Annotated in this window: 23 protein-coding genes and 1 pseudogene; 10 read left to right on the top strand and 14 right to left on the bottom strand. The window is 71.7% G+C overall.

The window, feature by feature from the left end; all coding sequences use genetic code 11:
* The first annotated feature begins 89 nt into the window (after nt 1–89).
* The 6 genes and pseudogenes from ABD374_RS11345 (at nt 90) to ABD374_RS11320 (ending at nt 4833) form a co-directional block, all read left to right on the top strand.
* Entirely contained in the window at nt 90–326 is a 237-nt protein-coding gene (locus ABD374_RS11345) for a hypothetical protein (RefSeq protein WP_344494105.1), read from the top strand.
* A 187-nt stretch (nt 327–513) separates the two neighbouring features.
* Nucleotides 514–1635: a hypothetical protein gene (locus ABD374_RS11340; RefSeq protein WP_344494103.1), complete on the top strand. Its 1122-nt coding sequence runs from the start codon at nt 514–516 to the stop codon at nt 1633–1635.
* Nucleotides 1636–1757: 122 nt separating this feature from the next.
* A pseudogene (locus tag ABD374_RS11335) lies at nt 1758–2498 on the top strand (alkaline phosphatase D family protein); the annotation flags it as partial.
* Between the two features lie 408 nt (nt 2499–2906).
* Entirely contained in the window at nt 2907–3155 is a 249-nt protein-coding gene (locus tag ABD374_RS11330) for a hypothetical protein (protein ID WP_344494101.1), read from the top strand.
* A gap of 242 nt (nt 3156–3397) precedes the next feature.
* Nucleotides 3398–4381, top strand: a complete 984-nt coding sequence (locus ABD374_RS11325) for a glycosyltransferase family 2 protein (RefSeq protein ID WP_344494099.1) — start codon at nt 3398–3400, stop codon at nt 4379–4381.
* Entirely contained in the window at nt 4378–4833 is a 456-nt protein-coding gene (locus tag ABD374_RS11320; RefSeq protein WP_344494097.1) for a GtrA family protein, read from the top strand. Before ABD374_RS11325 ends, ABD374_RS11320 begins: the two co-directional genes overlap by 4 nt.
* On the opposite strand, the gene ABD374_RS11315 is transcribed toward ABD374_RS11320, so the two are convergent.
* Nucleotides 4808–6319, bottom strand: a complete 1512-nt coding sequence (locus tag ABD374_RS11315; RefSeq protein WP_425577187.1) for a DUF6056 family protein — start codon at nt 6317–6319, stop codon at nt 4808–4810. The two genes, ABD374_RS11320 and ABD374_RS11315, sit on opposite strands and share 26 nt — an antisense overlap.
* A 287-nt stretch (nt 6320–6606) precedes the next feature.
* Between ABD374_RS11315 and ABD374_RS11310 the strand changes: the two genes are divergently transcribed.
* The gene (locus ABD374_RS11310; protein WP_344494095.1) at nt 6607–7680 is read left to right on the top strand and encodes a LacI family DNA-binding transcriptional regulator; all 1074 of its coding nucleotides are present in this window, start codon (nt 6607–6609) and stop codon (nt 7678–7680) included.
* Here ABD374_RS11310 and ABD374_RS11305 read toward each other — a convergent pair.
* From ABD374_RS11305 to ABD374_RS11295, 3 genes are read right to left on the bottom strand one after another with little or no spacing between them, the layout of a single operon-like run.
* Nucleotides 7664–8374, bottom strand: a complete 711-nt coding sequence (locus ABD374_RS11305; protein ID WP_344494093.1) for a sulfite exporter TauE/SafE family protein — start codon at nt 8372–8374, stop codon at nt 7664–7666. The genes ABD374_RS11310 and ABD374_RS11305 overlap by 17 nt on opposite strands.
* Nucleotides 8371–9822, bottom strand: coding sequence for an amidohydrolase family protein (locus ABD374_RS11300; protein WP_344494091.1), 1452 nt, complete (start codon nt 9820–9822; stop codon nt 8371–8373). The genes ABD374_RS11305 and ABD374_RS11300 overlap by 4 nt, the downstream gene beginning before the upstream one ends.
* A gap of 25 nt (nt 9823–9847) precedes the next feature.
* The gene (locus ABD374_RS11295; protein WP_344494088.1) at nt 9848–11218 is read right to left on the bottom strand and encodes a uracil-xanthine permease family protein; all 1371 of its coding nucleotides are present in this window, start codon (nt 11216–11218) and stop codon (nt 9848–9850) included.
* A 397-nt stretch (nt 11219–11615) separates the two neighbouring features.
* Between ABD374_RS11295 and ABD374_RS11290 the strand changes: the two genes are divergently transcribed.
* From ABD374_RS11290 to ABD374_RS11280, 3 genes are all read left to right on the top strand, one after another.
* Complete coding sequence (locus ABD374_RS11290) at nt 11616–12029, top strand: SRPBCC family protein (protein WP_344494086.1); 414 nt, start codon at nt 11616–11618, stop codon at nt 12027–12029.
* 623 nt (nt 12030–12652) lie between these two features.
* Entirely contained in the window at nt 12653–12805 is a 153-nt protein-coding gene (locus ABD374_RS11285) for a hypothetical protein (RefSeq protein WP_344494084.1), read from the top strand.
* A gap of 99 nt (nt 12806–12904) precedes the next feature.
* Nucleotides 12905–14134, top strand: coding sequence for an NsdA family TPR-like regulatory protein (locus ABD374_RS11280; RefSeq protein WP_344494083.1), 1230 nt, complete (start codon nt 12905–12907; stop codon nt 14132–14134).
* Between the two features lie 60 nt (nt 14135–14194).
* Here the strand turns inward: ABD374_RS11280 and ABD374_RS11275 are convergent, their stop codons facing one another.
* The 10 genes from ABD374_RS11275 to ABD374_RS11230 form a co-directional block, all read right to left on the bottom strand.
* Nucleotides 14195–14662 (bottom strand): YidB family protein, encoded by a 468-nt coding sequence (locus ABD374_RS11275; protein ID WP_425577193.1) that lies wholly within the window; start codon nt 14660–14662, stop codon nt 14195–14197.
* 99 nt (nt 14663–14761) lie between these two features.
* Nucleotides 14762–15157, bottom strand: a complete 396-nt coding sequence (locus tag ABD374_RS11270; protein ID WP_093797362.1) for a hypothetical protein — start codon at nt 15155–15157, stop codon at nt 14762–14764.
* The gene (locus tag ABD374_RS11265) at nt 15154–15423 is read right to left on the bottom strand and encodes a hypothetical protein (RefSeq protein WP_344494078.1); all 270 of its coding nucleotides are present in this window, start codon (nt 15421–15423) and stop codon (nt 15154–15156) included. The genes ABD374_RS11270 and ABD374_RS11265 overlap by 4 nt, the downstream gene beginning before the upstream one ends.
* Nucleotides 15424–15497: 74 nt before the next feature.
* The gene (locus tag ABD374_RS11260) at nt 15498–15896 is read right to left on the bottom strand and encodes a DUF2267 domain-containing protein (protein ID WP_344494077.1); all 399 of its coding nucleotides are present in this window, start codon (nt 15894–15896) and stop codon (nt 15498–15500) included.
* A gap of 212 nt (nt 15897–16108) precedes the next feature.
* A complete protein-coding gene (locus ABD374_RS11255) occupies nt 16109–16504 on the bottom strand; it encodes a DUF2267 domain-containing protein (protein WP_344494075.1) in 396 nt (131 codons plus the stop codon).
* Between the two features lie 95 nt (nt 16505–16599).
* Nucleotides 16600–17025 (bottom strand): Hsp20/alpha crystallin family protein, encoded by a 426-nt coding sequence (locus ABD374_RS11250; protein ID WP_344494073.1) that lies wholly within the window; start codon nt 17023–17025, stop codon nt 16600–16602.
* 206 nt (nt 17026–17231) lie between these two features.
* Nucleotides 17232–17693, bottom strand: a complete 462-nt coding sequence (locus tag ABD374_RS11245; RefSeq protein WP_344494071.1) for an SRPBCC family protein — start codon at nt 17691–17693, stop codon at nt 17232–17234.
* 179 nt (nt 17694–17872) lie between these two features.
* Nucleotides 17873–19102 carry an FUSC family protein gene (locus tag ABD374_RS11240; RefSeq protein WP_344494069.1) on the bottom strand — a complete coding sequence of 410 codons (1230 nt, stop codon included), beginning with the start codon at nt 19100–19102 and terminating at the stop codon, nt 17873–17875.
* 158 nt (nt 19103–19260) lie between these two features.
* Nucleotides 19261–19770, bottom strand: coding sequence for a hypothetical protein (locus ABD374_RS11235; protein WP_344494067.1), 510 nt, complete (start codon nt 19768–19770; stop codon nt 19261–19263).
* A 446-nt stretch (nt 19771–20216) separates the two neighbouring features.
* Nucleotides 20217–22001 carry a PP2C family protein-serine/threonine phosphatase gene (locus tag ABD374_RS11230; protein ID WP_344494065.1) on the bottom strand — a complete coding sequence of 595 codons (1785 nt, stop codon included), beginning with the start codon at nt 21999–22001 and terminating at the stop codon, nt 20217–20219.
* Nucleotides 22002–22198: the final 197 nt, after the last annotated feature.

Here is a 22198-nt window from a genome sequence, read left to right as displayed (position 1 = left end):
CCGGTCCCGCCCCTGTCCCCGCGAGCGGCGGGGGCAGGGGGTGGTCGCACTGACCGGCCGATCCGGTCTCCCCGCAGCGGGCTCATCTGTTGCTGGGGTACCAGCCCTCGGGGCCGGTGCCGCCCGTTCAGCCCAACCCGGCCACCGGATCGCCCTTCACACTCCTGATCGCCTGTCCGGTCGTCCTGTTCGGTTCGAGTTCCGCGATCGGTCATGTCCCGACGGCCACTTTGATGAAGTACGCCGCCGATACGTTCGACCGGCACGGCACCGGCGCCTCCTTGGCCTGCCGGCAGATCTGCGGCTTTGCGGCGATGGAAACGTGACCGCTCTTCCTGCGTCGGCCGGCGCATGGCATCCGGTCCCCTGACGGATCCGGAACCCCTCTTCGGCCCTTCCCGGATGGCGCAATAGCCCGAAATGCCTATTGGATGGAGCGAAGCGTGCGTCCTGGTGGCGCACGACAACCAGAACGGTGTGTGCCACCGGAAGTTCGGCGAACGGAGCCGCGCCATGACAACCGACCCGACCATCCCCGCTACGGCGAACAACGACGACCGCTCGAAGCCGCCCGACGCGGCCACCGCGTACGCGGCCTCCGCCCATGCGGCCGCCGCGGAAGAGACCCCTGTCCGTGAGACCGCTGCCCCCGGGGCCGCCGCCCCCGAAACCGCGGTCCCTGAGGCCGCCGCGGAGGCCGGGACACCGGACCCGGCCCAGGACGCGGGCGACGAGCCCATACGCACCCTGCTCTGGACGGCAGCCACGTACCGGCCGTTGGACGAGGTCGCCGCGCTGGTGAGTCTGCTCCACCGGACCGGAGCGGTTCCCAGCCCCGCGGACGAGGCACTGCGCGCAGCCGCCGTGGCCCGCCCCCTGGACGAAGTCCGGCAGCTGGTCGCCCTGCTGAACGAGCATCCGCACGAGGTCGACGAGGCCGGCACAACGCTGCGCGCCGCGGCCGTCGGCAGGCCGATCGAGGACGTGGCGCAGCTGGTGAGCATCCTCGGCGCCGACGACGGCGACCCCCGGCCGCCGGCCGGGGCGGCCGCCGCCCACGAGAACCGGGCCGCCCCCGGCGGTGAGAAGACACCGGACGGCCGCGCCACCGGCGTACAGGCCGCCGCGCCGTCCGCCGCACGGCCGAACAGCAGCCCGGGGTGGCCCACGGTCGCTCCTCAGGGCGTCGTCCCGGCCGTCGGCGACGTGCTCGCCGCCGGTCGGCGCGGCGACGCCTCGTCGGCCCTGCGTTCCGGACTGCGGTGGTGCGCGGCCGTCGCGCTGTTCGCCTGCGGCCTCATCCACCTGCCGACGGACTTCACTCATCTGCGCTCCGGCGGATACGCGGACGCGCTGTCCGTCGCCGTCACCGTGCTCTGCCTGGTACTCGGCGTGTGGCTGGCGATCCGGGACACAGCGCGCGTATGGGCGGCAAGCGTCGCGACCGCGATCGGCATCGTCGCCCTGCACGCGCTGGCGAGCATCGGGACCATGAACCTGCTGGAGAGCAGTCTGGGTGAGTCCTTCGCCTGGGCGGACGCCGCGGCGGTGTCCCTCGCCGCGATCGGCGCGGTCCTCTCCGCCTCGGCTCTGCTGCGCCGTCAGAAGGAGCCCGACGCGACGAACGGCATCTGACGGGCGGGCGCGGCCGGACCACCGGCCGGCCCGCGCCCGCCGGCCGTGGAGGACCGCGGCCGGCGGGCGCGGGTGACCGCACCCCTCGAATGCAGTGATCAAGGCAATCGCAGAACGGGCACATGACTCCTCATATGAAGAGTCAGCGGTCCGAGCTGCGCGCCGCCGTCCGGCACCCCCGCCGCCGCCGTTTCCCGACTCTCACCGCTGCCGCCGCCGCGTTTGCCTTCAGCACCGACCTGCCGGCCGCGGGCGCGGCGAGCGCCGCCGAGCTGGACGCCGGGAAGATCACGGAGGATCCGTTCACGCTGGGCGTCGCCTCCGGGGACCCGCTGCCCGACAGCGTGCTGCTGTGGACCCGGCTCGCTCCCCGTCCGCTCGAAACCGACAGCGGCCTGCCCGCGGAACGGGTGAGCGTCACCTGGGAACTGGACCACGACGAGCAGTCCCTGCGGATCGTCAGGAGCGGGGACGTCGCGGCACATCCCGAGTTCGGCCGCAGCGTGCACGTCGAAGTCACCGGCCTCGACGCCGACCGCCCGTACTACTACCGCTTCCGCACCGGGCCCCGGGCCGGCCCGACCGGCCGTACCCGCACCGCCCCCGCGCCCGGCACGGCGGTCTCCGGGCTGAAGCTGGCCGCCGTGGCCTGCCAGGCGTACCACCACGGCTACTGCACGGCGTACAAGCACCTGGCCGGTGAGGACCTGGACCTGGTGGTCCGCCTCGGTGACTACCTCCACGAGTACGCCGTCGACAGCGCGGGCGGCGCCCGCGGCTACACCGACCGCCGGCTGCCCGCCCCCTTCGACCGCGAGACCACGACGCTCGCGGACTACCGGCTGCGGTACGCCCTGTACAGGCACGTGCGGCGTTATCGCGTCCGCCGCGGGGGTACCCCTAACCACCGGAGGCCCGCGGAACAGGAGAGGCCGTCGACACCGAGAAGTGAGGTGTACGCGATGAGTGAGAAGGAACCCCGCAACACGGAATCCCGGAAGCCGGACCGTGCGGCCCGGCCGCGCAGGGACCTGGGCCCGGGCGCCCACTCCGGCGCGGAGCGCCAGGCTCAGGAGCGGGTCGTGCCCGGAACGGCGAGCGCGCGGGAAGGCTACCCGACGAAGGGCGGAACAGCCGGCGGCGAATCCCTCGAGGGCGTGGAATCGTCCGGCGAGAAGGGCGTACAGCGCCCCGCAGAGGGCAGTGCCACCGACACCCCCGCCGACCGCAAGCGTCCCAGGTGACCTCGGGAAACCGGAAAGGCGGTCTTCGTGATCACTGAGGAACACGTCCGGGACCTCCTGCGCCCGCGGGCGGACGACCCGACACTGGTCGTTCTCCAGGGCCGGGCACAGGTGGTCCCCGCGGCCGAACTGGGCACCGATCGCTACCGGGGCGCCCTGGAGGTGGCCTCGGCCGACGATCTCGCCCGGCGCATCGGCTCCCGTACCCCGTCCGAACAGGACATCACCGCGCTGGCGAGCACGCTGGACGCGACCGTCACGGAACTCGGCGGCTGAACGGCTCGCACCCGCGCTCCGCCCCCGCTTTCCCTCCTGCCGTTCCCGTGCGGCTCATGTGCCGTTCCCGTGCGGCTCGTTCCGGCATCCGCGCGGCCGCTCCAGCGCGTCCTCCCGCGTCTCCCGTCACCCGCGTGGCGTACCTGAGGCGGCCGTCGGCCCGCCACCACGTTCCACTGGAGACGACAGCGCAGGTACCGGGACGTGTGAACCCGGTTCACAGTGCATGGAGTGGAATGACAATGGTCCAAGTTTCGATCGTCGTGCCCTGCTTCAACGAGAGCGAGGTGCTCGGGGTCTTTCACGAGACCCTGGTCACCGCTCTCGAACCGGTCGGGGCGACCTTCGAGATATGCTACGTCGACGACGGCAGCACGGACCGGACCACAGCGCTCCTGAGAGAGCTCGCGGGAGCGGAACCGCGGGTGCGCTACACCTCCTTCAGCCGGAACTTCGGCAAGGAGTCCGCCATGCTCGCCGGTATGCGCATGTCCCGGGGCGCCGCGGTCGTCCTCATGGACGCCGATCTCCAGCATCCTCCCGAGTTCGTCCCCCGCATGCTGGAACTGCACCAGCACGGCTACGACCAGGTCATCGCCCAGCGCGACCGTGCGCACGAAGGAGCTCTGCGGACCGCGCTCTGCCGCGCCTACTACCGCCTCGTACGACGCTGCATGAACGTCGAGATCGTGAACGGGGCGGGCGACTTCAGGCTCCTGTCGCGCCGTGCGGTCGATTCCCTCCTGTCGCTCCCCGAGAGCAATCGCTTCTCCAAGGGGCTCTTCTCGTGGATCGGTTTCGACACGGTCAGCTTCACGTACGAGAACGTCCAGCGGGCCGCCGGGCAGTCCAAGTGGAGCGGCCGGCACCTGCTGAACTACGGCATCGACGGGCTGCTCTCCTTCAACAGCCGTCCGCTGCGCCTGGCGATCCACACCGGGCTCTGGCTCTTCCTGTCCGCGCTCCTCTACGCGCTGTGGATCATCGCGAACGCCGTGCTGGACGGTGTCGAAACGCCCGGTTACGCGACACTGATCACCGCCGTCGTCGCGCTCAGTGGAATCCAGCTGGCCACGCTCGGCGTCATCGGGGAGTACGTGGGACGCATCTACGACGAGTCGAAGCGCCGGCCGCACTACGTGGTCCGCGAAACGGACGAGTCGCCCGCAGCGCTCGCCTCCGGCCTCTCGCTGGAGCCCGCGGGGCAGGCGCGGCCGGAGACATGACCGTTCCGGCGCTGCGCCAGTTCGCCTCCTTCGCCGCGATCGGCCTCGTCAACACGGCCGTCTACTACGCCGTGTACGCCTCACTGAACATCTGGCTGCCCTATCTGGTCGCCCATGGTGCGGGCTACGCGGTGAGCATCGTCGGATCGTTCCTGCTCAACTCGTACGTCACCCTTCGTACGAGGCCCACCTGGCGTGCCTTCGTCCGCTATCCCCTGTCGGGCGCGGCCAATGTCGTGGGCAGCGGAATCCTGCTGTACGTCGCCGTGAGCAAACTGGGCATGGACGAGAACGTCTCGGCCGTCGCCGCCGGTGTGCTCGTCACCCCGCTGTCGTTCCTGCTCGCCCGCTGGGCCATCATCTCCGGCGCTGCCGCCACCCGGTCCTCCGGGCCGCAGGCGCGGCGGGAGCCGCCGGGGCCGAAGGTCAGGGAAGCCGATTCGAGTAAGTGACCCGGTCCAGGTGGTAGTAGTCGGCGACGCACCCGGCCGGCCAGACGTTGCGCCCCTTGCCGCCGAACGGCTCCAGCATCCCGCCGACCGACAGCGGTGTGTACGGCAGGACCTTCGCGCCCTTTGCCGCCCCGGCGCGCAGGTACTGGTCCTGGCGGTCCCACTTCTGCGCCCGTACGCGCATGTCCTGGCCCAGGTGGTGGAGCGGGACGGCCAGCCCCAGGACGGCCGCGGCGCACACCGCCGCGGCAACGGCCGCCGCCACGCCCGTGCCCCGCTCCCGCACGCGCAGCGCACGACCCAGGAGGGCTCCGGCGCCCACGAGGAACAGGACGTACAGCAGGAGGTAGTCGTTCCAGGTCCGCTGGGCGGTCATCACGCGCGCGCCGAAGACGGGGTAGGTGATGACGGTGCAGAGGTAGCCCGAGACGAGGAAGGCGACGGCTCCGAAGAACGTCCACAGGAGCGGCCGGCACGGCAGCAGGACCGGTGAAGGCCCCCGGGCGCCCCGCGCCAGCAGTCCCAGCAGCACCCCGGCCGCGAGCGCTCCGACGTACTGCCAGGTCGTGAAGACGGTCTCCAGGATGTGGACGTACCCGCGCAGCGACGCGATCAGCGACTCCGGGGCGAGCATGGAGGTGCTCTCCAGGCCGAACCGCTCGCGCCGTCTGCGCCCTCCCGGGGACAGCATCAGCACGATCGTGCCGATGACGGTCCCGGCCATGCCGGCCAGGGCCCAGTAGCGGGCGGCGGCCCTGGCCCGCTCGGTGAAGATCCAGCGGCCGAGCAGTACGACGCCCGAGAGCACCACCAGGCAGACCACCGACGTCTCTTCGGAGAGGGTGCCCATGAAGACCCCCGCCACCAGCACGACGGCCAGAGCGGCGGTCTTGCCCCGGCTGGTGCGTGCCCGCAGCAGCGGGATGGCCGCCGCGCAGGCCAGCACGGGGGCGATGGTGTGCGAGACGGAGGCGGCGGGCCAGTAGAACGTCTTGTACGTATTGGGGGTGGCGAAGAGGAAGACCGCCGTGGCCATCGCCGCCACGAACAGCGGCACCCCGCGGGGAACCGTCCGGCGGGCCCTGCGCACCACCTGGACCGTCAGGGCCCACAGCAGGGTCAGCATGAGAACGCCGCTGACCAGACCGAACCACTGGTGACCGGCGACCGGGAACTTCGCGTACGCCCCGACGAGCAGGCCGTTGCCGATCCGGCCGTTGTCGGTGAGGTAGAACTTCTCGACCATCCCCCAGACACCGAGGTCACGCACTTTGGGCAGGAAGCACCACTCGTCGGCGCTGGGACGGACGTAGCGTCCCAGCCACGAGGCCGCCACGAGCAGCCCGAGCGGCAGCAGGGAGAGCCCTGCCACCCACGTGGTCGTCGACAGCCGGAAGAGACGCAGGCCCTTCCCCCTCCCCCGCCCCGGGCCGCCTCCGCCCGGTACCGGTTCGCGCGGGATGGCGACACCCGGTGCAGCCGTCACAAGTTCTCCTGTCCTCCGCCTGGACCTGAAGGTGAAGCCCTCCACCGCACGGCATCGTGACCGGCCTCTCTTCATCCGCGCGCAGGACCACGCCGCCGGGCGCCCGTTTGCCGTCCAATGGAGCAATCCGGACGATCCGATGGAGGTTCCCGGCCGGTCCCCGCGGCCGGCCGCCGGCGACCGTGCGACGTACGTGTGTGCAGCGAAGGGCCGGTCGGCGAAGATGTGGCTGTCACCCGTCACCTGTCGTCTGTCACCCGTCAAGCGAGCGAGGAGCGTCCGCGCAGATGCCCACTTCCGGTTCCGGTACACGGCCGCCGACGATCGCCGACGTCGCCAAGGCCGCCTCGGTGTCGCGGACGACCGTCTCGCACGCCCTGAACGGGCTCGGGAAGGTCGATCCGAGGACCCGTGAGCGCATCAAGAAGATCGCCGCCGACCTCGGTTACCGGCCGAACCTGCGGGCACAGCGATTGCGGCGAGGGCAGGCGAAGGCCATCGCACTCGCCTCGTCGATGCCCTTCGCGGTGGCCGGCGGGCCGTCCCGCCTCGGCTTCTACATGGAGGTCGCCGCCGCGGCCGCCGAGCGGGCGCTCGTGCACGACTACGCACTCGTGCTCGTACCGCCCGTGCAGTCGGGTTCGGCGCTGTACTCCCTGGACATCGACGGCGCCATCGTCGTCGAACCCGACGAGAACGACGCCGCCGTGGCGCAGTTGAGGGAGCGCCACCTGCCGTACGTGGCGCTCGGCCGGCCGGTGTCGCCCGGCGACGACGCCCCGTACGTCGATCTGCGCGGCGGCCGGGTCGTGGAGCTGCTGCTGGAGCACCTGCGGGAGCAGGGGGCGCGCCGTCCGGCGCTGATCATCGGCGCCGGTGCCCGCCATTCCGCGGTCGACGCCCGCGCCGCGTTCGAGCGCGTCGCCGCCGAGCACGGGTGGGTCCCGCTCGTCGCGACGGCTCCCGAGGAGGGCGGTGAGCAGGCGGGGTACGAGCGCTGCGCCGCCCTGCTGGCCGACCATCCGGAGACCGACGCGGTGTGCGCGCTCGTGGACGCCTTCGCGGTGGGCGCCGTACGGGCGATCCGGGACAGCGGCCGGAGGATCCCCGACGACGTCATGGTCGTCACCCGGTACGACGGTCTGCGGGCCAGGACCTGCGAACCTCCGCTGACCGCCGTCGACCTGCACCTCGACCGGGCGGCCGCCGACGCCGTGGAACTGCTGCTGGGCCGGCTGGGCGGCGCGGCGGACGCCGGGGGCGGCCCCGGCGCGGACGCGACGGGCACGGGGGCCGCGACGGTGCCGGAGCCCCGTGTGATCCCCCGCGCCTCGTCGCTGCGCGTCACGGCGCGAGCATGAGCACCGCCCCGGAGACGAGGGCGAAGACCAGTACGAACAGACGCATCCTGCGGGCGTCGAAGCGGTGGTGCACCAGACGGCTCAGCCAGGCCCCCGCCGCCAGCGCGGGCAACAGCATTACCACCCCGCCCAGTTGGGACGGGCTGCCCTGCCCGGTCGCGAACAGCAGGGCGAGTGAGGCCACTTCGCCGACGAGGAAGCACACCGCGACCGTGGAGCGCAGCTCCGCGGGCGGCCGGTGCTGGTAGACCAGCGCCAGCGGCGGTCCGCCGACCCCGGTCGCGGTCTCCGTCAGGCCGGTGACCGCCCCGGCGGCGACGTACGCGCCACGGCCGGGGGTGAACGCCGGGGCGGCGAGGCTCACCACCGCGGCGAGCACGGTGGCCGCTCCGACGAACAGGCCGAGACTGCGGTCCGGGATGACCCACAGCAGCATCAGCCCGCCCGGTGTGGCGGCCAGCCGCGCCGCGGTGATCCAGCCCGCTCCGCGCAGGTCCAGGGAGTCCCGTTCGCGCCACGCGACGTACAGGTTGAGCGGGATCATCGACGCGAGGACGAACACCGGGACCAGCGTGGGATCGAGCAGTCCGGCCACGGGCGCGACGATCAGCGCGAAGCCGAGACCGCTGCTCCCCTGGACGAACGCCGCGACGGCCACGGTCGCCGCGAGGATCACCATCGTCTCCGTACTCACTGTGCCGTGCTCCGTTCGGCCCCGGCGTGCCGCGCGGCCGTGGACGTGGGGTGGACGCGGGTCACGGGGGCCCGCGACACCACGTCCCTGCTCAGTTCGGCGGCCCGCCGTACCAGGGCCGGTCCGTCCCAGTCGAGGGGCCAACCGCGCCACAGGCGCAGCCGGCCGGCGACGAAGACGGCGGTGATCTGGTCGCGGTTGCCGCGCCGTACCAGCTCCCACGGCAGGTCCCAGGACAGCCGCATCTCCGGACCGCTCACGTCCACGAGCAGGAAGTCCGCGGCGGCGCCCTCGGCTATCCGGCCGGTACGGGCGCCGAGCCCGACGGCGTCGGCGCCTCCCCCGCTCGCGTGCTCCAGCCACGTCCAGCCCGCCCCGCAGGAGGAGTCCCCGGTGGCCAGGCCGTAGGCGAGGCGCTGCGCGAACTCGGCGGCCTCGGCCAGCCGGAACGCGTCTCCCCGGGTTCCGTCCGTGCCCAGCCCGAACCGGATGCCGCGCTCGGCCATGGTGGTCGCCGGTGCCACCGCGTTGCCCTTCCAGGCGCTGGCGACGGGGTTGTAGCTCACCGCCGCTCCGGAGTCGGCGAGCAGGGTCAGTTCGCGCGGGGTGAGGAGGGTGGCGTGCGCGGCCAGCAACTGCGGTCCGAGCGCGCCCACTGCGTGGAGGTACTCCAGCGGGCGCAGCCCGTGCTGGACCAGGGAGCGCTCCACGGCGGCGAGGTGCTCGTTGACGTGGATCTGGACGACGGCGCCCGCGGCGGCGGCCAGCCGGGCGGTGTCGCGCAGGGTGCGGGCCGTCGCGGCCTCCGGGACGGAAACGGCGAGGGACGGGTGGATCAGTTCCTCGGTGCAGTACCGCACGAGGTGCTTCTCGGCACGGGCCAGGACCGTCGAGGCGTCGGCGTCGCTGTCGGCGTCGTTGCAGACGAGGCCGAGTACGCACCGGATCCCCGCGTCGCGGGCGGCCGCGGCCACCAGCTCCACGTCCACCGGCGCCCGGGTGCCCGCCTCGGCGACGGTGGTGAAGCCGCCGCGCAGCGACTCCAGCGCGGCGAGCTTCGCGGCGACGTACACGGCTTCCTCGTCGAGAGCGCCCTCCAGGGGCACCCACAGCCTGCGGAAGATCTCGGAGGGCTCACCGAAGGCCAGGGCGGCGCCGAAGGTCTGGGTGAGGTGGTGGTGGGCGTCGACGAATCCCGGCATCAGGATGTGTCCGCGCAGCCTCACGGGCGTCAGGTGCGGGTACGTACGCTCCAGCTGTTCGGCCGGTCCGACCGCGAGGAAGGTGTCGCCGCTGACGACGGCCGCGTAGTGGTCCATCGGTCCGTCGGGGGTCAGCACCACGTCGGGAGCGAGGAACAGCGCACCGTCGGGGCGCAGGCGGTCGGGGGTCGGGCCGGGCGGATGGACCGGGTGACGCGGGTAGGTCGGGTCGGGCAGGTCGGTCATCGGGCTCTTTCCGGTGCGGGTGCGGTCAGGGGTGCTGGGCGGGGGCGGGCTCGCCGGCCCCCGCGTCGGCCTGGGCCGGGACGGTGGTCATGGCGGGGGCGGGGGCTTGCGCACGCGCGAACCGCGGCCGTACGTGGTGGAAGAGGACGTTGAGTACGGCGGCGACGAAAGCCCCCACGGCGACGCCGCTTTCGAGCAGGATCCGGAGGCCGGGCGCGAAGCCTCCGTACACGCCGGGAATGAGGATCGGCAGCAGCCCGAGGGCGATGGCGACGGCGCAGATGAACGTGTTCGTGTGCTGGTCGAGATCGGCGCGCCCGAGCATCTGTACGCCGAGGACCGTGATGACGGCGAAGACGACCATCGCGGTGCCGCCGACGACGGCGGACGGGACGACGCTGATCGCGCGGGTGACGGGCGCGAGGAAGCCGATGGCGATGAGCACCACGCCGGCGGCCGCCGTGACGTACCGGCTGCGTACGCCGGTGACACGGACGATCCCGATGTTCTCGCCGCTCGTGACCATCAGCGGCAGGCCGAAGAAGCCGCCGAAGAGGGAGGTGAGCGCGTCGCCGCGAATGGTCTTGGGCACGTCCTCGCGCTTGTCGATGTCCTTGCCGACGGCCTCCGCGTTGATGACGGTCTGCCCGGTGGCCTCCGCCATGGAGGCGAGGCTGTAGAGCATCAGGGGCAGCGCGGCGATCAGGTTGAACTCGGGCGAGCCGAACGGCAGGAGCTGGGGAACGCTCAGGAGGCCGCCCTCGGCCGCGCGGCCGGCGTCGACGCTGCCGAGGGCGAAGGCGAGGACCGTACCGGCGACCAGGCCGAGCATGACGGCGAGCTGCCGCAGCACCCCGGTGGACAGCCAGTAGAAGACGACGGTGAAGCCGATCGTCGCGAAACCGAGCAGGAGGTTGGTGGTGTCGGCGAAGCCGGGCTGCCCCGGCCGGCCGGTGACGAGCAGCGCGCCGACCTTCACCAGGTTGACACCGACGATGACGATCATCGTGCCGATGACGAGGGCGGGGAAGAACGCCAGCAGCCGGGAGAAGACGGGCAGCACGACGAAGTAGAAGGCGGCGGTGATGATCACCGCGCCGCTCGCGGTCGGGAGGCCGTGCTGTTCGGCGATGGCCAGGAAGAGGATGAGCGGCGCGCCGCCGGGCAGCATGACGAACGGCAGTCTGGGGCCGAACTTCCACGGCCCGAGGGACTGGATCAGGCTTCCGATCCCGGAGAGCAGGAAGGCCGCCGAGAGCAGGTCGACGGTCAGACCGGGGTCGAGACGGAGTGTCGCACTCATCAGGAAGATCGCCGAGATGGGGGTCGCGGCCATGACGAGGACGTGCTGGACGCCGAAGAGCAGGATCCTGCCGATCGGGCGGGATTCGTCCACGGGGTGCGGCGCGGGGGAACCCGTGGAGGAACGCGTGGGAGGGGACGGGGGGAGGGACTCGGGAAGGGACGCGGGGAGGGACTCGGGGCGGGGACTGGACACGTTCGAGCTCCGTTCGGCTCGCTCCGGTTTCGACCGTGATCCGGCCCGGGACGGGGGCCACATCGATTCGGCCAAATCGATTTGGCCGCCAGTATGTAAGGGCTCCGGGGGTGCGTCAAGGGATTCGGCACAGCCCTGGCCGGCCGACGCCGGCGGACACCGGCCGGTGCCCGCCGGATGGACGCCCGGGAGGGGCGGGACCGGTGAACGGGTGGTTCTGTGGTGGCGCGGCTTCATGTCCGACAGGCCGGGCATCCGTTCGTCGAACGGTTTCGAGCCGAGGAACGGTGTGGTCATGACTGAGTACGAACGTTCACGCACGATGCCGGCGCTGCCCGAGCACATCTTCGACCAGGCGGCCAATGTCGATCAGTTGGACCAGTGGCTGCCGGAGGCACTGCATGTGCGTGCCGGGGAACTGCCCGCCGTCACCGTCCACGAGGACCGCACCGACGAGGACACCTCGGCGCTGCTGCGCGCGCGGAAGGACCAGATGCGGCTGGAATGGGGGACCAGGGACCAGGGAAGTTACACCGGGTGGCTCCAAGTGGCCGGTCTCGGCAGCGGAGCCTCCGAGGTGACGGTGCATCTTTCGTTCTTCGACGAGGACCACGACCCCGGCGAGAAGGCCGTGAACGACGCCCTCGACCACAGCCTTGAGCGTCTGGAGCATCAGGTACGGCTGCGCGTCGACGGCGCGGCCGGCTGAAGAGTCCGCCCCCGGGTCCGCCGTTCTCCCCCGCCGACTGCCGGGTGCGTTCTCGGCGGGAGCGATACGGCTGCGGATGCCGTACCGGCCCGCCGCGAGTTGCGGCGGCGTCCGCGGACTCACGGTCACCGGCCCGGCGAAGCTGCAGCGCCGCCGAGTGGCGTTTTCAGGCACCCTGCCCGCCCGTTCGGGTCCCACCCATGCGGTGCGGGGATCGAGCGCGTGGTGGGTATCCGGAGGCGGCGCGACGACGAAAGAGTCCGGCACCAGAACGCCCCCTTTCCGGGGTCAGGGCGTGCTCGTCACATTCCCGGCGGAGTACGGACACGTCCTCGGCCGGCTCCCGGGTGGGCCGGAACACCCGGGCCCACCCGGCGGCGCCCAACGCTCCAGCGCCCGTTCGGCCTTGCTGACATCGCTCATTGCCTTCCGCTGCCCCCGCGGACCGCTCCACGGGGCCCGTTCGGGTGCCCCTTGTTGCCGGATCTCGCCGGATCTCGCCGGATCGCAGGAAAGCCGCCGAGCGCCGAAAATGGCATGTGAACGGGCATAGGAACGTCCGAGAGGCCGAATGGTCTCCGCTTCCACGACTACCGGGCACTTCAGCCAGTGAGGACCATCCGATGAGCGATCAGTCACCTTCCCAGGCAGAGGGCGAACGCGACGACGAGGAGCACGAGGACGCGCGCCAGACGACCCCTTCCCAGGCAGAGGGCGAGCGGGACGACAACGAGGGGCAGGGGCCGGGGCCGGAGGACGGCGCCGCTTCCGGGTAACTTCCTCCCCGCCCCTCCGCCACCGCCCCACCCCTCTGCGGGCGGGAGACCCGCGTGCCGGACTCGACGGGAAAGGGCCGCGGCGAAGGAGGGCTCGGGATGTCCGACGGTCGCCCCGCATGGGCGCAGCGCATGGAGTCCGAGTGCGTCGCCCGGGACTGGAGCCCGCTGGACGCGGCCCGCGCGATGATCGCCCGCTCCCCCGATCCGCTTCCGGAGCCGCAGACGCTGGCCCGGGAGTGGCGTCGGTGGGAGTCCGGCGAGACCGAACCCCGGGACCACAGGGCGCTGATCTCCAAGGTGTTCGGTACGCCGACCCTCGGCTTCTTCCCTCCGGAGCGCCACCGCGGCAGCCGGCCCGAGGTGCGGGCCGCCGCGGGAACGGACACCGCTGAGGTCATCGCGCGGCTGCGCGCGGACGACGTGGACCGGGCCACCCTCGACGCCCTGGCCCTCACGGTCGACCGGCTGTGCTCGCAGTACGCCCGCACGCCGGGCGAACACCTGCTGTCGGAGGGCCGTTCCTGGTCGCGCCGGCTCTCCGGAGTGCTGCGGTCGCGGCGGCTGACCGCGTCCGAACGCCGGGAGGTTCCGGTACAGGCGGGGATGCTGGCGCTGCTGGTCGGCTGCGTGGAGTACGACTCGGGCTCCTGGGACGGTGCCGAGGCCGCCCGGCGGGCCGCGCTGTCCATGGCGAGCGAGGCGGGCCATCCCCGGATCGCCGGATGGGGGCACGAGATGCGTGCCTGGTTCGCGTTGACCCGGGGAGACCTGCGTGAGGTGATCGCCGCCTCGGAGGAGGGCATCGCGGCCGCGCCGCACACGGACGCCGAGGTGCAGTTGTGGGCGCAGGAGGCCAAGGCGTGGGCGCGGATCGGCGACCGGCGCCGGGTCGAGACCGCTCTTGACCGCGGCCGCGGTCTCCTTGAGGAGCTGGGGCTGCGGGAGAACCCGGAGAACCACTTCACCGCCGACCCCGCGAAGTGGGACTTCTACTCGATGGACTGCTACCGCGAGCTCGGCGAGGACCTGCTTGCCGAGAATCTCGCCCGTGAGGTGCTGCGGGTCGGTGTCGGCCACGACGGTACGGACCGCTCCCCGATGCGGAACGCGGAAGCGCGTATCACCCTGGGTGTCGTCGCCGCCCGGCAGGGCGCGTTCGACGATGCGGTCGCCTTCGGCATGAAGGCGCTCGGCGGCCGACGCCGTTCCCTGCCGTCCCTGTCCATGGTCGCCGAGGAGCTCGGCGGCGTCCTGGCCCGGCAGGCCCCGGGCCGCCCCGGCGTACGTGACTTCCTCGGTCACCTGCGGACGCTGCCCCGCGCCTGAGCTCGGGAACGCCGTCCTGCGTCGCCGTCGTCCGTCGCCGAGGGCCGGCCCGCCGCGGACTCAGCGTCCGGCTGCCCGCGCCTTGATCAGGTCCTCCAGCGAGGTGTCGTGCGGGAGCTGGCCTCCCGGTGTCAGCTTGTCCACCACCTCCGGCAGGACCTGGGCGAGCTGGTCGGCAGCCTCGTCCGGGGTCACCCCCGCCTCCTGGGCCACCTTCTGGAGTGTGCCCGGCGGCAGCACCTCTGCGAGCTGCGCGCCGTCGATCGGCTCGTTGGCACCCGCTCCGACCCACGTGTGGGCCTGGTGCCCCAGTCCTCGTTCGCCGAACACCGCCAGCAGACGGTCCAGCGGGTTGCCGCTCCCTGCCGTGCTGCCGCTGAGCGAGCCGAGCAGGGAGCCGAGGAGATCTGCCCTTCCGTCACCTTTCCCCAGCAGCCCTTCGAGCAGTCGCCCCAGGTCTTCTCCCGCCACGGTCAGCCCTTTCCTCGCCGGTGGAGCCGGTAGGCGTACAGCACGCCACCGGTGGATGTGCCACCCGTCTACCCCTATGTCTCCGGGCTACCCGGAAAGTCACCCGTCCGCCGCGCGGAGCGCCCCCGCGCACACGCGGTCCATGACGGAACGGGTCTACGGCAGCTCGACCGTCTCTATGCCCGGGTTCATTTTGTGCAGTTCGGCGGGCCGGTCGGTGATGACGGGCCAGCCCGGGCGCCGCAGGGCGAGGTGCGCTGCGTGGGCGGTGGCGAGGTCGACCTGCGCCATGGTGGCCAGGTCGGCGACGGCCAGGGCGGCGGGGCGGTCGAGGTCGTGGAACTCGAAGACCGGTGCGGCCAGCGCCAGGTCGACCTGCTCACGGCGGCGGGGCGAGATGTCGTGGCCGATCAGTCCGGCTGCCAGGACGGTCGTGGGGACGTAGAGCACCTGGATCTGTTCGACCGAGACGACGACCCGGGCCACCATGAAGGGCCGGCCGAGGACGAGCTGCCGGATCGCACCGGCGTCGAGGATGTACCCGCCGATCACGCGGCCGCACCCGCGTTGTTGCCGCGCCGGTCCGAGGTCTGGGCCCACTCCAGGGCTTTCGCCCACTCCTTGGGACTGGTCCGCTCGACCTCGGCGGCCCAGCCCTCGATGATGCGGCGGGCGCGCTCCTCACGCCCCAGGCGCTCTTCGACCGCTTCGGTCACGTACGCCGACACGGACTCGATGCGCTTCTCCTGGGCGAGCTTCCTCAGCATGGCCGCGCTGTCCGCCGGGATCGTGATGGTCACACGTTCCTTCTCCGTCATACGGTCAGCGTACGACCGTATGCGTCGGCGCGGCAGGGGCCGAAAGGGGCAGCCCGGGTCTTCGGGCCCGGGCCTCAGGCCGCCGGGGCCAGTTCGGCGCGGCCGAAGAGGAGGGCGTAACCCCTGGGGAGGAGGGCGGTGATGCGCCGGGTGAGGTCGTCCCCCGCGCAGTCCGCGACGACACCGAGCACGGAACCGACTCCCCAGCGGGCGGCGGGGGGCGTGAGGTCCCCGAGTCTGCCGGCGACGGCATCGACGAACTCGGGTGCGGTCAGAGGCTGGGCAGCCGGGGTCTGGCGGGCGAGGATGCAGGCCGCTTCCACCGGCAGGCACCGCGTCAGCGCGCGGCGCTCGTCGCCGGTGATGTGCGCGCCCAGCACAGTCAGCACGGCGCGCAGGACGCGCTCCGCCTCGGCGTCGGTGGTGTACTGCCCCGAGACGCGTACCTGCTGTATGAGTTCGTTCCACCGCATGACTGTGGCTACCTTCTCTCTGCTGTTTTGTTTGTCGAGTCCACGGACCGGACGGTCCGGAAGTTCTGGATGGCCTGGATGTCTTGGATGTTCCGAGTGATGCGAATCCGAAGTGGATGTCCGGATTCAGAATGCCTTCTCACCAGGGCCGCAGCACCTTGTGCGCCGCCTCGGCCGGGCCACCGGGCCGACGCGGCCGGACGCACCGGCGGTCATGTCGCTTCGGGGCGGCCGAAGAGGAGGTCGTAACCGGGGGGAAGCTGGAGCAGTACACGGCGCATCAGCTCGTCGCCCGCCGCGTCGGCCACCACGCTGAGGACGGCGCCGACATCCCACTTGGCGGTCTCTTCCGTCGCCCCCTCGATCCACGCCGCCGTCGCCCGCACGAACCGCTCCGGTCCGAGCGGTTCGGCGGCCGGGAGCGGGTTGAGCAGCAGGAGCGCACACGTTTCCGGCAGCCGGGAGGCGAGCTCCGCCCGCTCCGAGCCCACCACGTGCGCACCCAGCAGAGCGATCACCACGCGGGTGGCCCGCTCGGCCTCCTGGCGCGAGGGGTACTGGCCCCCCTCCTGGACGGCGGCCAGGAACGCATCCCACTTGATCACCATGCCGGCCCTCTCTCGTGCGTGTCGGTGTCGGCGCGCGCCCGCTCGCGGGGCGGGGCCCGGGCCGGAGATCACGGCCGGGCCCCGCCCCGCCGGGTTCAGCCGCTGATCCGCTTCTGTGAGCTTCCGCCACTGATGGCGATCTTGCGCGGCTTGGCCTGCTCGGCGACCGGAATGGTCAGGCGCAGCACTCCGGCGTCGTAGAAGGCGTCGATGCGCTCGGTGTCCAGCGTCTCACCGAGGAACATCTGACGACTGAAGGAACCCGTCGGCCGTTCCGTGATCAGGACTTCCGCGTCCTCGCTCGCGCGGGAGCGGCGCTCGGCCTTCACGGTCAGCACGTTCCGCTCGACGTCCAGGTCGATCGACTCGGGATCCACCCCGGGGAGGTCCATTTCGACGACGAAGGTGTCACCGTCCCGGAAGGCGTCCATCGGCATGGCCGTCGGACGCGCAGAGGTGCCCGTCAGCTGCTGGGTCAGCCGGTCGAGTTCACGGAAGGGGTCGGTCCTCATGAGCATCATCGGTCACTCCTTTCCCGGATACGGGATGCACATGGCGACACCACCTATATAGCTCTCCGCAGCAAAGTTGACAAGCCCCCGCTCAATCTGGACGTGGCCGATTTTCGGCGTACGACCGGAACACGGCGACGGCCCCGGCGCCGGGCGGGCGCCAGAGCCGTCACCGTGCGGTGATCTGCGGGCGTCGCGAAGAGTTCGGGCAGCGGTCAGCCGCCGGGCTTGATACGGCCGCGCCAGGCGCCGGTCTCGCCGCCCTTGTGCTCGATGTACTCCTTGAAGCGACGCATGTCGCCCTTGACGCGCCGGTCGATCATTCCCGTCATGTCGGCGGCCTTCTCCGCGACGCCGCTCGTCTCGACGTCCATCACGAGCTCGACCCGGGTGTGCGTGTCGTCGAGGCGCTCGAACCTGACCAGGCCCTTCTGCTTCGTGTCACCGCTCGTCGTACGCCAGGCGATCCGGTCGTCGGGGAGCTGGTCGATGATCTCGGTGTCGAACTCCCGCTCGACTCCCCCGATCTTCGTGACCCAGTGGTTGTGGCGGTCGTCGATCTGCCTGACTTCCTCCACCCCCTCCATGAAGTTCGGGAACTCCTCGAACTGCGTCCACTGGTCGTAGGCGGTGCGAACGGGGACCTCGACCTCTACCGTCTCCTTCACCGTGCTCATCAGCGCCTCCTCTTTCCGTGACGCGCGGCAGCGTGCCCGCCGCGCGGATCTTGGCACGTCGCCTCGGGTACCCGGTGATCGCCCGCCCAGTCGGGGGTGTGGCGGAAGAGCCGCTGTTTTCCCCCGTGAGGGTGTACCCGCCCGAGGACCGCGACGATCACGCTCCACGGACCGGACGCTCAGAGCTCCTCGGACCGTTCACCCGACCGGCCGACACGCATCCTGCCCCGGAGCCTGGCCACCAGCGGGTACTTCTCCCGCTGCTCACGGGACTGCCGGTCCAGCTCCTCCACCAGCCTCATCGAGCGTTTCTCCACGTCCAGCTCGTCCAGGATCCGGTCGATCTCGGCCAGCAGCGCTCCGTGCAGCTGCCACTGGCGCGGATGTTCCTGTACGCCGGCGAGGAGCATGTGCGCGACGATCTCACGGCTGGCGCGGCTGGCGGCGAGCTCCTTCACCAGCCGTTCCTCCGCTTCCTCGGCGTTGACGGTGACCTGCGTGGTGATCAGTACGGCGAAGCTCTCGACCGCGCGGGCCATGTGCGTGAACAGTTCCCGCAGGGCGTCGGCGATGTCCGGGGCGAAGAGCGACTCCTCCGTCCGCGCCTTGGCGAGATCGGTCATCGTGCGGCACACCGTACGGAGCACCACCGCGCAGATCTCCAGGGTGTCCAGACCGGTGCGCAGCACGATGCGGAAGAGCAGGCCCTCCTTGACGCGGGGGTTGAGCCGGAGGCTGTCCTCCGCCTGCCGCAGGGACGCGTCCACCTCGACGATGTCATGGTCCAGTCGGCGCGCCTCGTGCAGCAGGGCGGCGGCCTCCGCCACGGGGGTGTGGCCGCACACCTCGTCGCCGAGACACATCAGCAGCCCGCGCATGCGGCCCGCGAGACCTTCGATGGCCGCACTGGCGGGCTGCACCCACACCGGTGGCACGAACAGGACGTTGAAGAGCAGTCCCACGACCGCCCCGATCAGTGTTTCCAGCACCCGGTCCCAGGCCGACTCGGCGACCCGCGTCGTGACGCCCAGCACCAGCATGGCGCTGATCGCCACCTCGGGGACGAACTCACCGGCCCGTACGAAACGGCCGATCACCAGTGAGGCGAGGATGATCAGTCCCAGGCTCCACCAGGACAGGCCCACCAGGGAGCTGAAGCCGATGGCGATGACAACGCCCACCACCACCGAGTTGACTCGGCGCATGCTGGTGGTGAGGGTCGCGTACAAGGTGACCTGGACGACGAGCAGCGCCGTCAGCGGCGCGGTCAGCGGCGCCGGTTCGCTGCTCAGCATCAGGGCGACGACGTAGGAGATCACGGCGGCTACGGTGGACCGGACCGTCTGCACGACCACGGGCTCTTTGTGCCGCCGGACGAGATTCAGCAAGGGGTCGGTAACTTCAGGCACGCTCAGCCTCTTCCCCGTCTTTGCCACCACAGGCCACATCAGTGATCCATCACACGTGCGCTCGTCCTGCCCGGGTGGCGGGCTCGCCCCGCCCGGGGGAGGGAGCGGGGACGACAGCGGCTCCGCCCGTCGAACGGGCGGAGCCGGCCGGCGTGGGATCAGTCGTCGAGGCTGATGCGCAGCTTGGCGTAGTCGTCGTCGATGACGATCTCGGCCTGCCCCTCGGCCTCCGCGTACGTGCCGGTGCCGCCGGTGACCGCCGCGTCGCCGCCGTACGGGCCGGGGCCGAACATGTCCATGCTGCCGCTCATGGTGATGCTGCCCTGGTCGGTCCGCAGCACGCTCTGGCACTGGGCGACGACACCCTGGGGCGTCGCCTCGACAGCGCTGCAGTGGGTCGTGGCGTCACCGATCTTCTTGCCGGGCTTGCCCGTCTTGAACTCGTACAGGTGCGCGTAGACGGTCCAGTCGGCACCCTCGCGTACCGAGCGAGGCATGGTGTCCGAGTGCTTGTGCGCCAGCCAGTTGAGCACCTTGGCCTTGGCCGCGGTCTCGGGCAGGGGGGTCGGTGCCGCCTGGGCGGTGAAGGCGAGGGCACCGGTGGCGGCCACCGCCATGGCGGCGGTGGTCACGACGGCGGACAGCTGTCGGGCACGGGAGCGGAGCATGGAACCTCCAGAAGACGAGAGTGGGATCGCCCGGCTCCATGGAGGCGACGGGCGAAAGCGAGCCCACCTCAACGCGTGGAAACCGCTGCGGGCGATCGCCACGAGCGAAGAGTCACCCGCCTGGTTGTGCGCCGTCACTCCTTCGGCCTTCAGGAGGTCTTCCTCTTCGGCCCTCGGGAAGCCCCCACTCTTCGGCGTTCAGGAGGCCCTCCTCGCCGAGCGGCCGCGGCTCCGCGACCCGTTGCCGGCCCGCCCGGGGGCGCGCGGCGTGGTAAAGCGGCGGACGCGTGTCAGGGTCGGAACGGGGCAGCCGCCTCGACGGCGGCGTGGCACTTCTGGACCACCGGCCGCGGATCGTGTGCGTGACCGCCGTCGCCGAAGAGCTGGAAGGTGATGTACCCGCCGGCCTGCGCCCAGCCGGTGTCCGGTCGACGCTCAGCCGGCGCTCAGTCGACCTGGATGGCGAGCAGACAGGCGTCGTCGTCATGGACCGTGCGCCGGTAGTCGGCGATGACCCGCTCGACCGTCTCCCCGGGCGAGAGCCCCGGGTTGCCCGACAGGTGCCGGCTGAGGCTGGTGATGCCTTCGGTGATGTCCTCACCCCGGCGTTCGACCACGCCGTCGGTGTACAGGAGCAGAAGATCGCCCCTGTGCAGCGGAACCGGCGCGGTCTCGTACGCGTACCCGGGCATCAGGCCGAGCAGCGGGCCCAGGTGCTCCGACGGGAGAGGGGCCACCTCGTTCCCCCGCCGCAGCAGGGGCGGCGGATGACCCGCGCACGCCCAGCGCAGGACGTGGTCGTGGTCGATGTGTCCGGTGATCATGGTCGCGGTCATCGCCGAGGGGTCGCTGCACACGAGCTCGTTCAGCCAGGTCGTCATCTCGCCGGCCGACGCACCCGTCTGGGCGAGTCCGGCCAGGGCGTGGCGCTGCTGGGCCATCCGGGCCACGGCGTCGAGCCCGTGGCCGACCGCGTCACCGATGGCGACGAGCACCCGCCCGTCCGGCAGGCGCCTGCACTTGTACCAGTCGCCGCCGACGGCCGCGTCCGCCTCGGCCGGCAGATAGGCGGCGGCCACCGTCAGGCCCAGCTCCGCGAGTTCCGCGGTGTGTTTCGGCAGGAGCGCCTCACGCATGACCGAGGCGACGCGCTGTTCCGCCGCGGCCTGCTGGCGCAGCCGTTCCGTCTCGTGCCGGGTCTCCGCCAGACGGCGCCGGCTGCGCATCTGGGGTGTCAGGTCGCGTGCCACGAGGTGCACGCCCCACGGGCGCCCGTCGGTTCCCGCGACGGGCCTGCCGAGCAGGTCCAGGGTGCGTACTTCACCGAAGACACGGAAGCGGATGCGCGTCCAGGAGGGTTCCTCGCCGGCGAGGACGGAGGTGATCAGCTCGGCGAGCACCGGCACTTCACCGGGGAGCACCGCGTCGCAGAGTTCCGTCAGCGACCACGGCATCTGCGGATCGGTGCGGAAGATGCGGTGCAGCCCCTCCGACCAGTCGACGGCGCCGGAGAGCAGATCCCAGTGCCCCCATCCCATCGAGGCGATGTGCTGGGCGTCGAGGGTCAGGATCTCCGTACGGCTGCGGGCGGGAACCCAGGTGATCAGCATCTGGCCGTCGCAGGCAGCGGCGTAGTACAGGAGCGGGGCGCGGTGCAGCCGGCCGTGCCGCTCCTCCGTGTAGTCCACGGTCAGCCCCCTGAGAGCGCGCCCCGACGTGAACACCGCGATCAGCGCCGCCAGCAGTCCGCTCGCCGCGGCCCCGGGGCGGGCCTCCAGGAACCGCTTCCCCACCTGGCCGGCCGGCGCTTCGAGCCATTCCGCCGAGCGGACGTGGTTACCGGCGCGGATGACGAAGTCCGTGATCTCGCCGGTCTCGTCCTGGACCGGGGCCAGGAGCGCCGCCGAGACGGGGATGGCCGACAGGCCGGCGTACAGGCCGGCCCAGGGGTCGCCACCGGGCATGTCGCACGGGCGGCCGTCGCCGTCATCACCGCCCGGGGCTTCACCCGGCTCGGGGCCGCCGGAGATGAAGGTCTCCAGGGACCGGCCGCCGAGGGACGACGCGTGGGCGGGGGAGCTCGCGAGGGCCGGGGACGTCTCCATCCTGCGCCGTACGTCCGCCCGCAACGCGGCGATCTCGCGGTCGATGAGTGCCTTCAGACTCCCCACGTCGTCCGGCACGTCCGGCAGACCGGGCAGGCCGGACAGGTCGGGCAGAGGGAAGCTCACAAGACCGTCACCGCCCTGCCGCACCGGACGTTCACGATGATGACCTCCCGGTGTCGCACGTCAAGATCCGCCTTCCTCGATCGTAGGTTCCCCCTCGGACACGCGCGAACGCTCACCACCGTCCTGCCGAGGCCATGACTCACGAAGGTGGCGAAGGCCCCTGCCGGGCGGGACTTCCGTCCCGCGTCACTCGTGTT

This window comes from Streptomyces enissocaesilis (assembly GCF_039533765.1).
Classification (GTDB): domain Bacteria; phylum Actinomycetota; class Actinomycetes; order Streptomycetales; family Streptomycetaceae; genus Streptomyces; species Streptomyces enissocaesilis.
This window is presented reverse-complemented; position numbering and strand designations above follow the sequence as displayed.

What these genes read in the sequence shown, in the direction of transcription:
- ABD374_RS11340 (WP_344494103.1), top strand. Translation starts at nt 514, where the DNA reads ATGACAACCGACCCGACCATCCCCGCTACGGCGAACAACGACGACCGC.
- ABD374_RS11325 (WP_344494099.1), top strand. Translation starts at nt 3,398, where the DNA reads ATGGTCCAAGTTTCGATCGTCGTGCCCTGCTTCAACGAGAGCGAGGTG.
- ABD374_RS11320 (WP_344494097.1), top strand. Translation starts at nt 4,378, where the DNA reads ATGACCGTTCCGGCGCTGCGCCAGTTCGCCTCCTTCGCCGCGATCGGC.
- ABD374_RS11310 (WP_344494095.1), top strand. Translation starts at nt 6,607, where the DNA reads ATGCCCACTTCCGGTTCCGGTACACGGCCGCCGACGATCGCCGACGTC.
- ABD374_RS11300 (WP_344494091.1), bottom strand. Translation starts at nt 9,822, where the DNA reads ATGACCGACCTGCCCGACCCGACCTACCCGCGTCACCCGGTCCATCCG.
- ABD374_RS11290 (WP_344494086.1), top strand. Translation starts at nt 11,616, where the DNA reads ATGACTGAGTACGAACGTTCACGCACGATGCCGGCGCTGCCCGAGCAC.
- ABD374_RS11285 (WP_344494084.1), top strand. Translation starts at nt 12,653, where the DNA reads ATGAGCGATCAGTCACCTTCCCAGGCAGAGGGCGAACGCGACGACGAG.
- ABD374_RS11280 (WP_344494083.1), top strand. Translation starts at nt 12,905, where the DNA reads ATGTCCGACGGTCGCCCCGCATGGGCGCAGCGCATGGAGTCCGAGTGC.
- ABD374_RS11265 (WP_344494078.1), bottom strand. Translation starts at nt 15,423, where the DNA reads ATGACGGAGAAGGAACGTGTGACCATCACGATCCCGGCGGACAGCGCG.
- ABD374_RS11260 (WP_344494077.1), bottom strand. Translation starts at nt 15,896, where the DNA reads ATGCGGTGGAACGAACTCATACAGCAGGTACGCGTCTCGGGGCAGTAC.
- ABD374_RS11255 (WP_344494075.1), bottom strand. Translation starts at nt 16,504, where the DNA reads ATGGTGATCAAGTGGGATGCGTTCCTGGCCGCCGTCCAGGAGGGGGGC.
- ABD374_RS11250 (WP_344494073.1), bottom strand. Translation starts at nt 17,025, where the DNA reads ATGATGCTCATGAGGACCGACCCCTTCCGTGAACTCGACCGGCTGACC.
- ABD374_RS11245 (WP_344494071.1), bottom strand. Translation starts at nt 17,693, where the DNA reads ATGAGCACGGTGAAGGAGACGGTAGAGGTCGAGGTCCCCGTTCGCACC.
- ABD374_RS11235 (WP_344494067.1), bottom strand. Translation starts at nt 19,770, where the DNA reads ATGCTCCGCTCCCGTGCCCGACAGCTGTCCGCCGTCGTGACCACCGCC.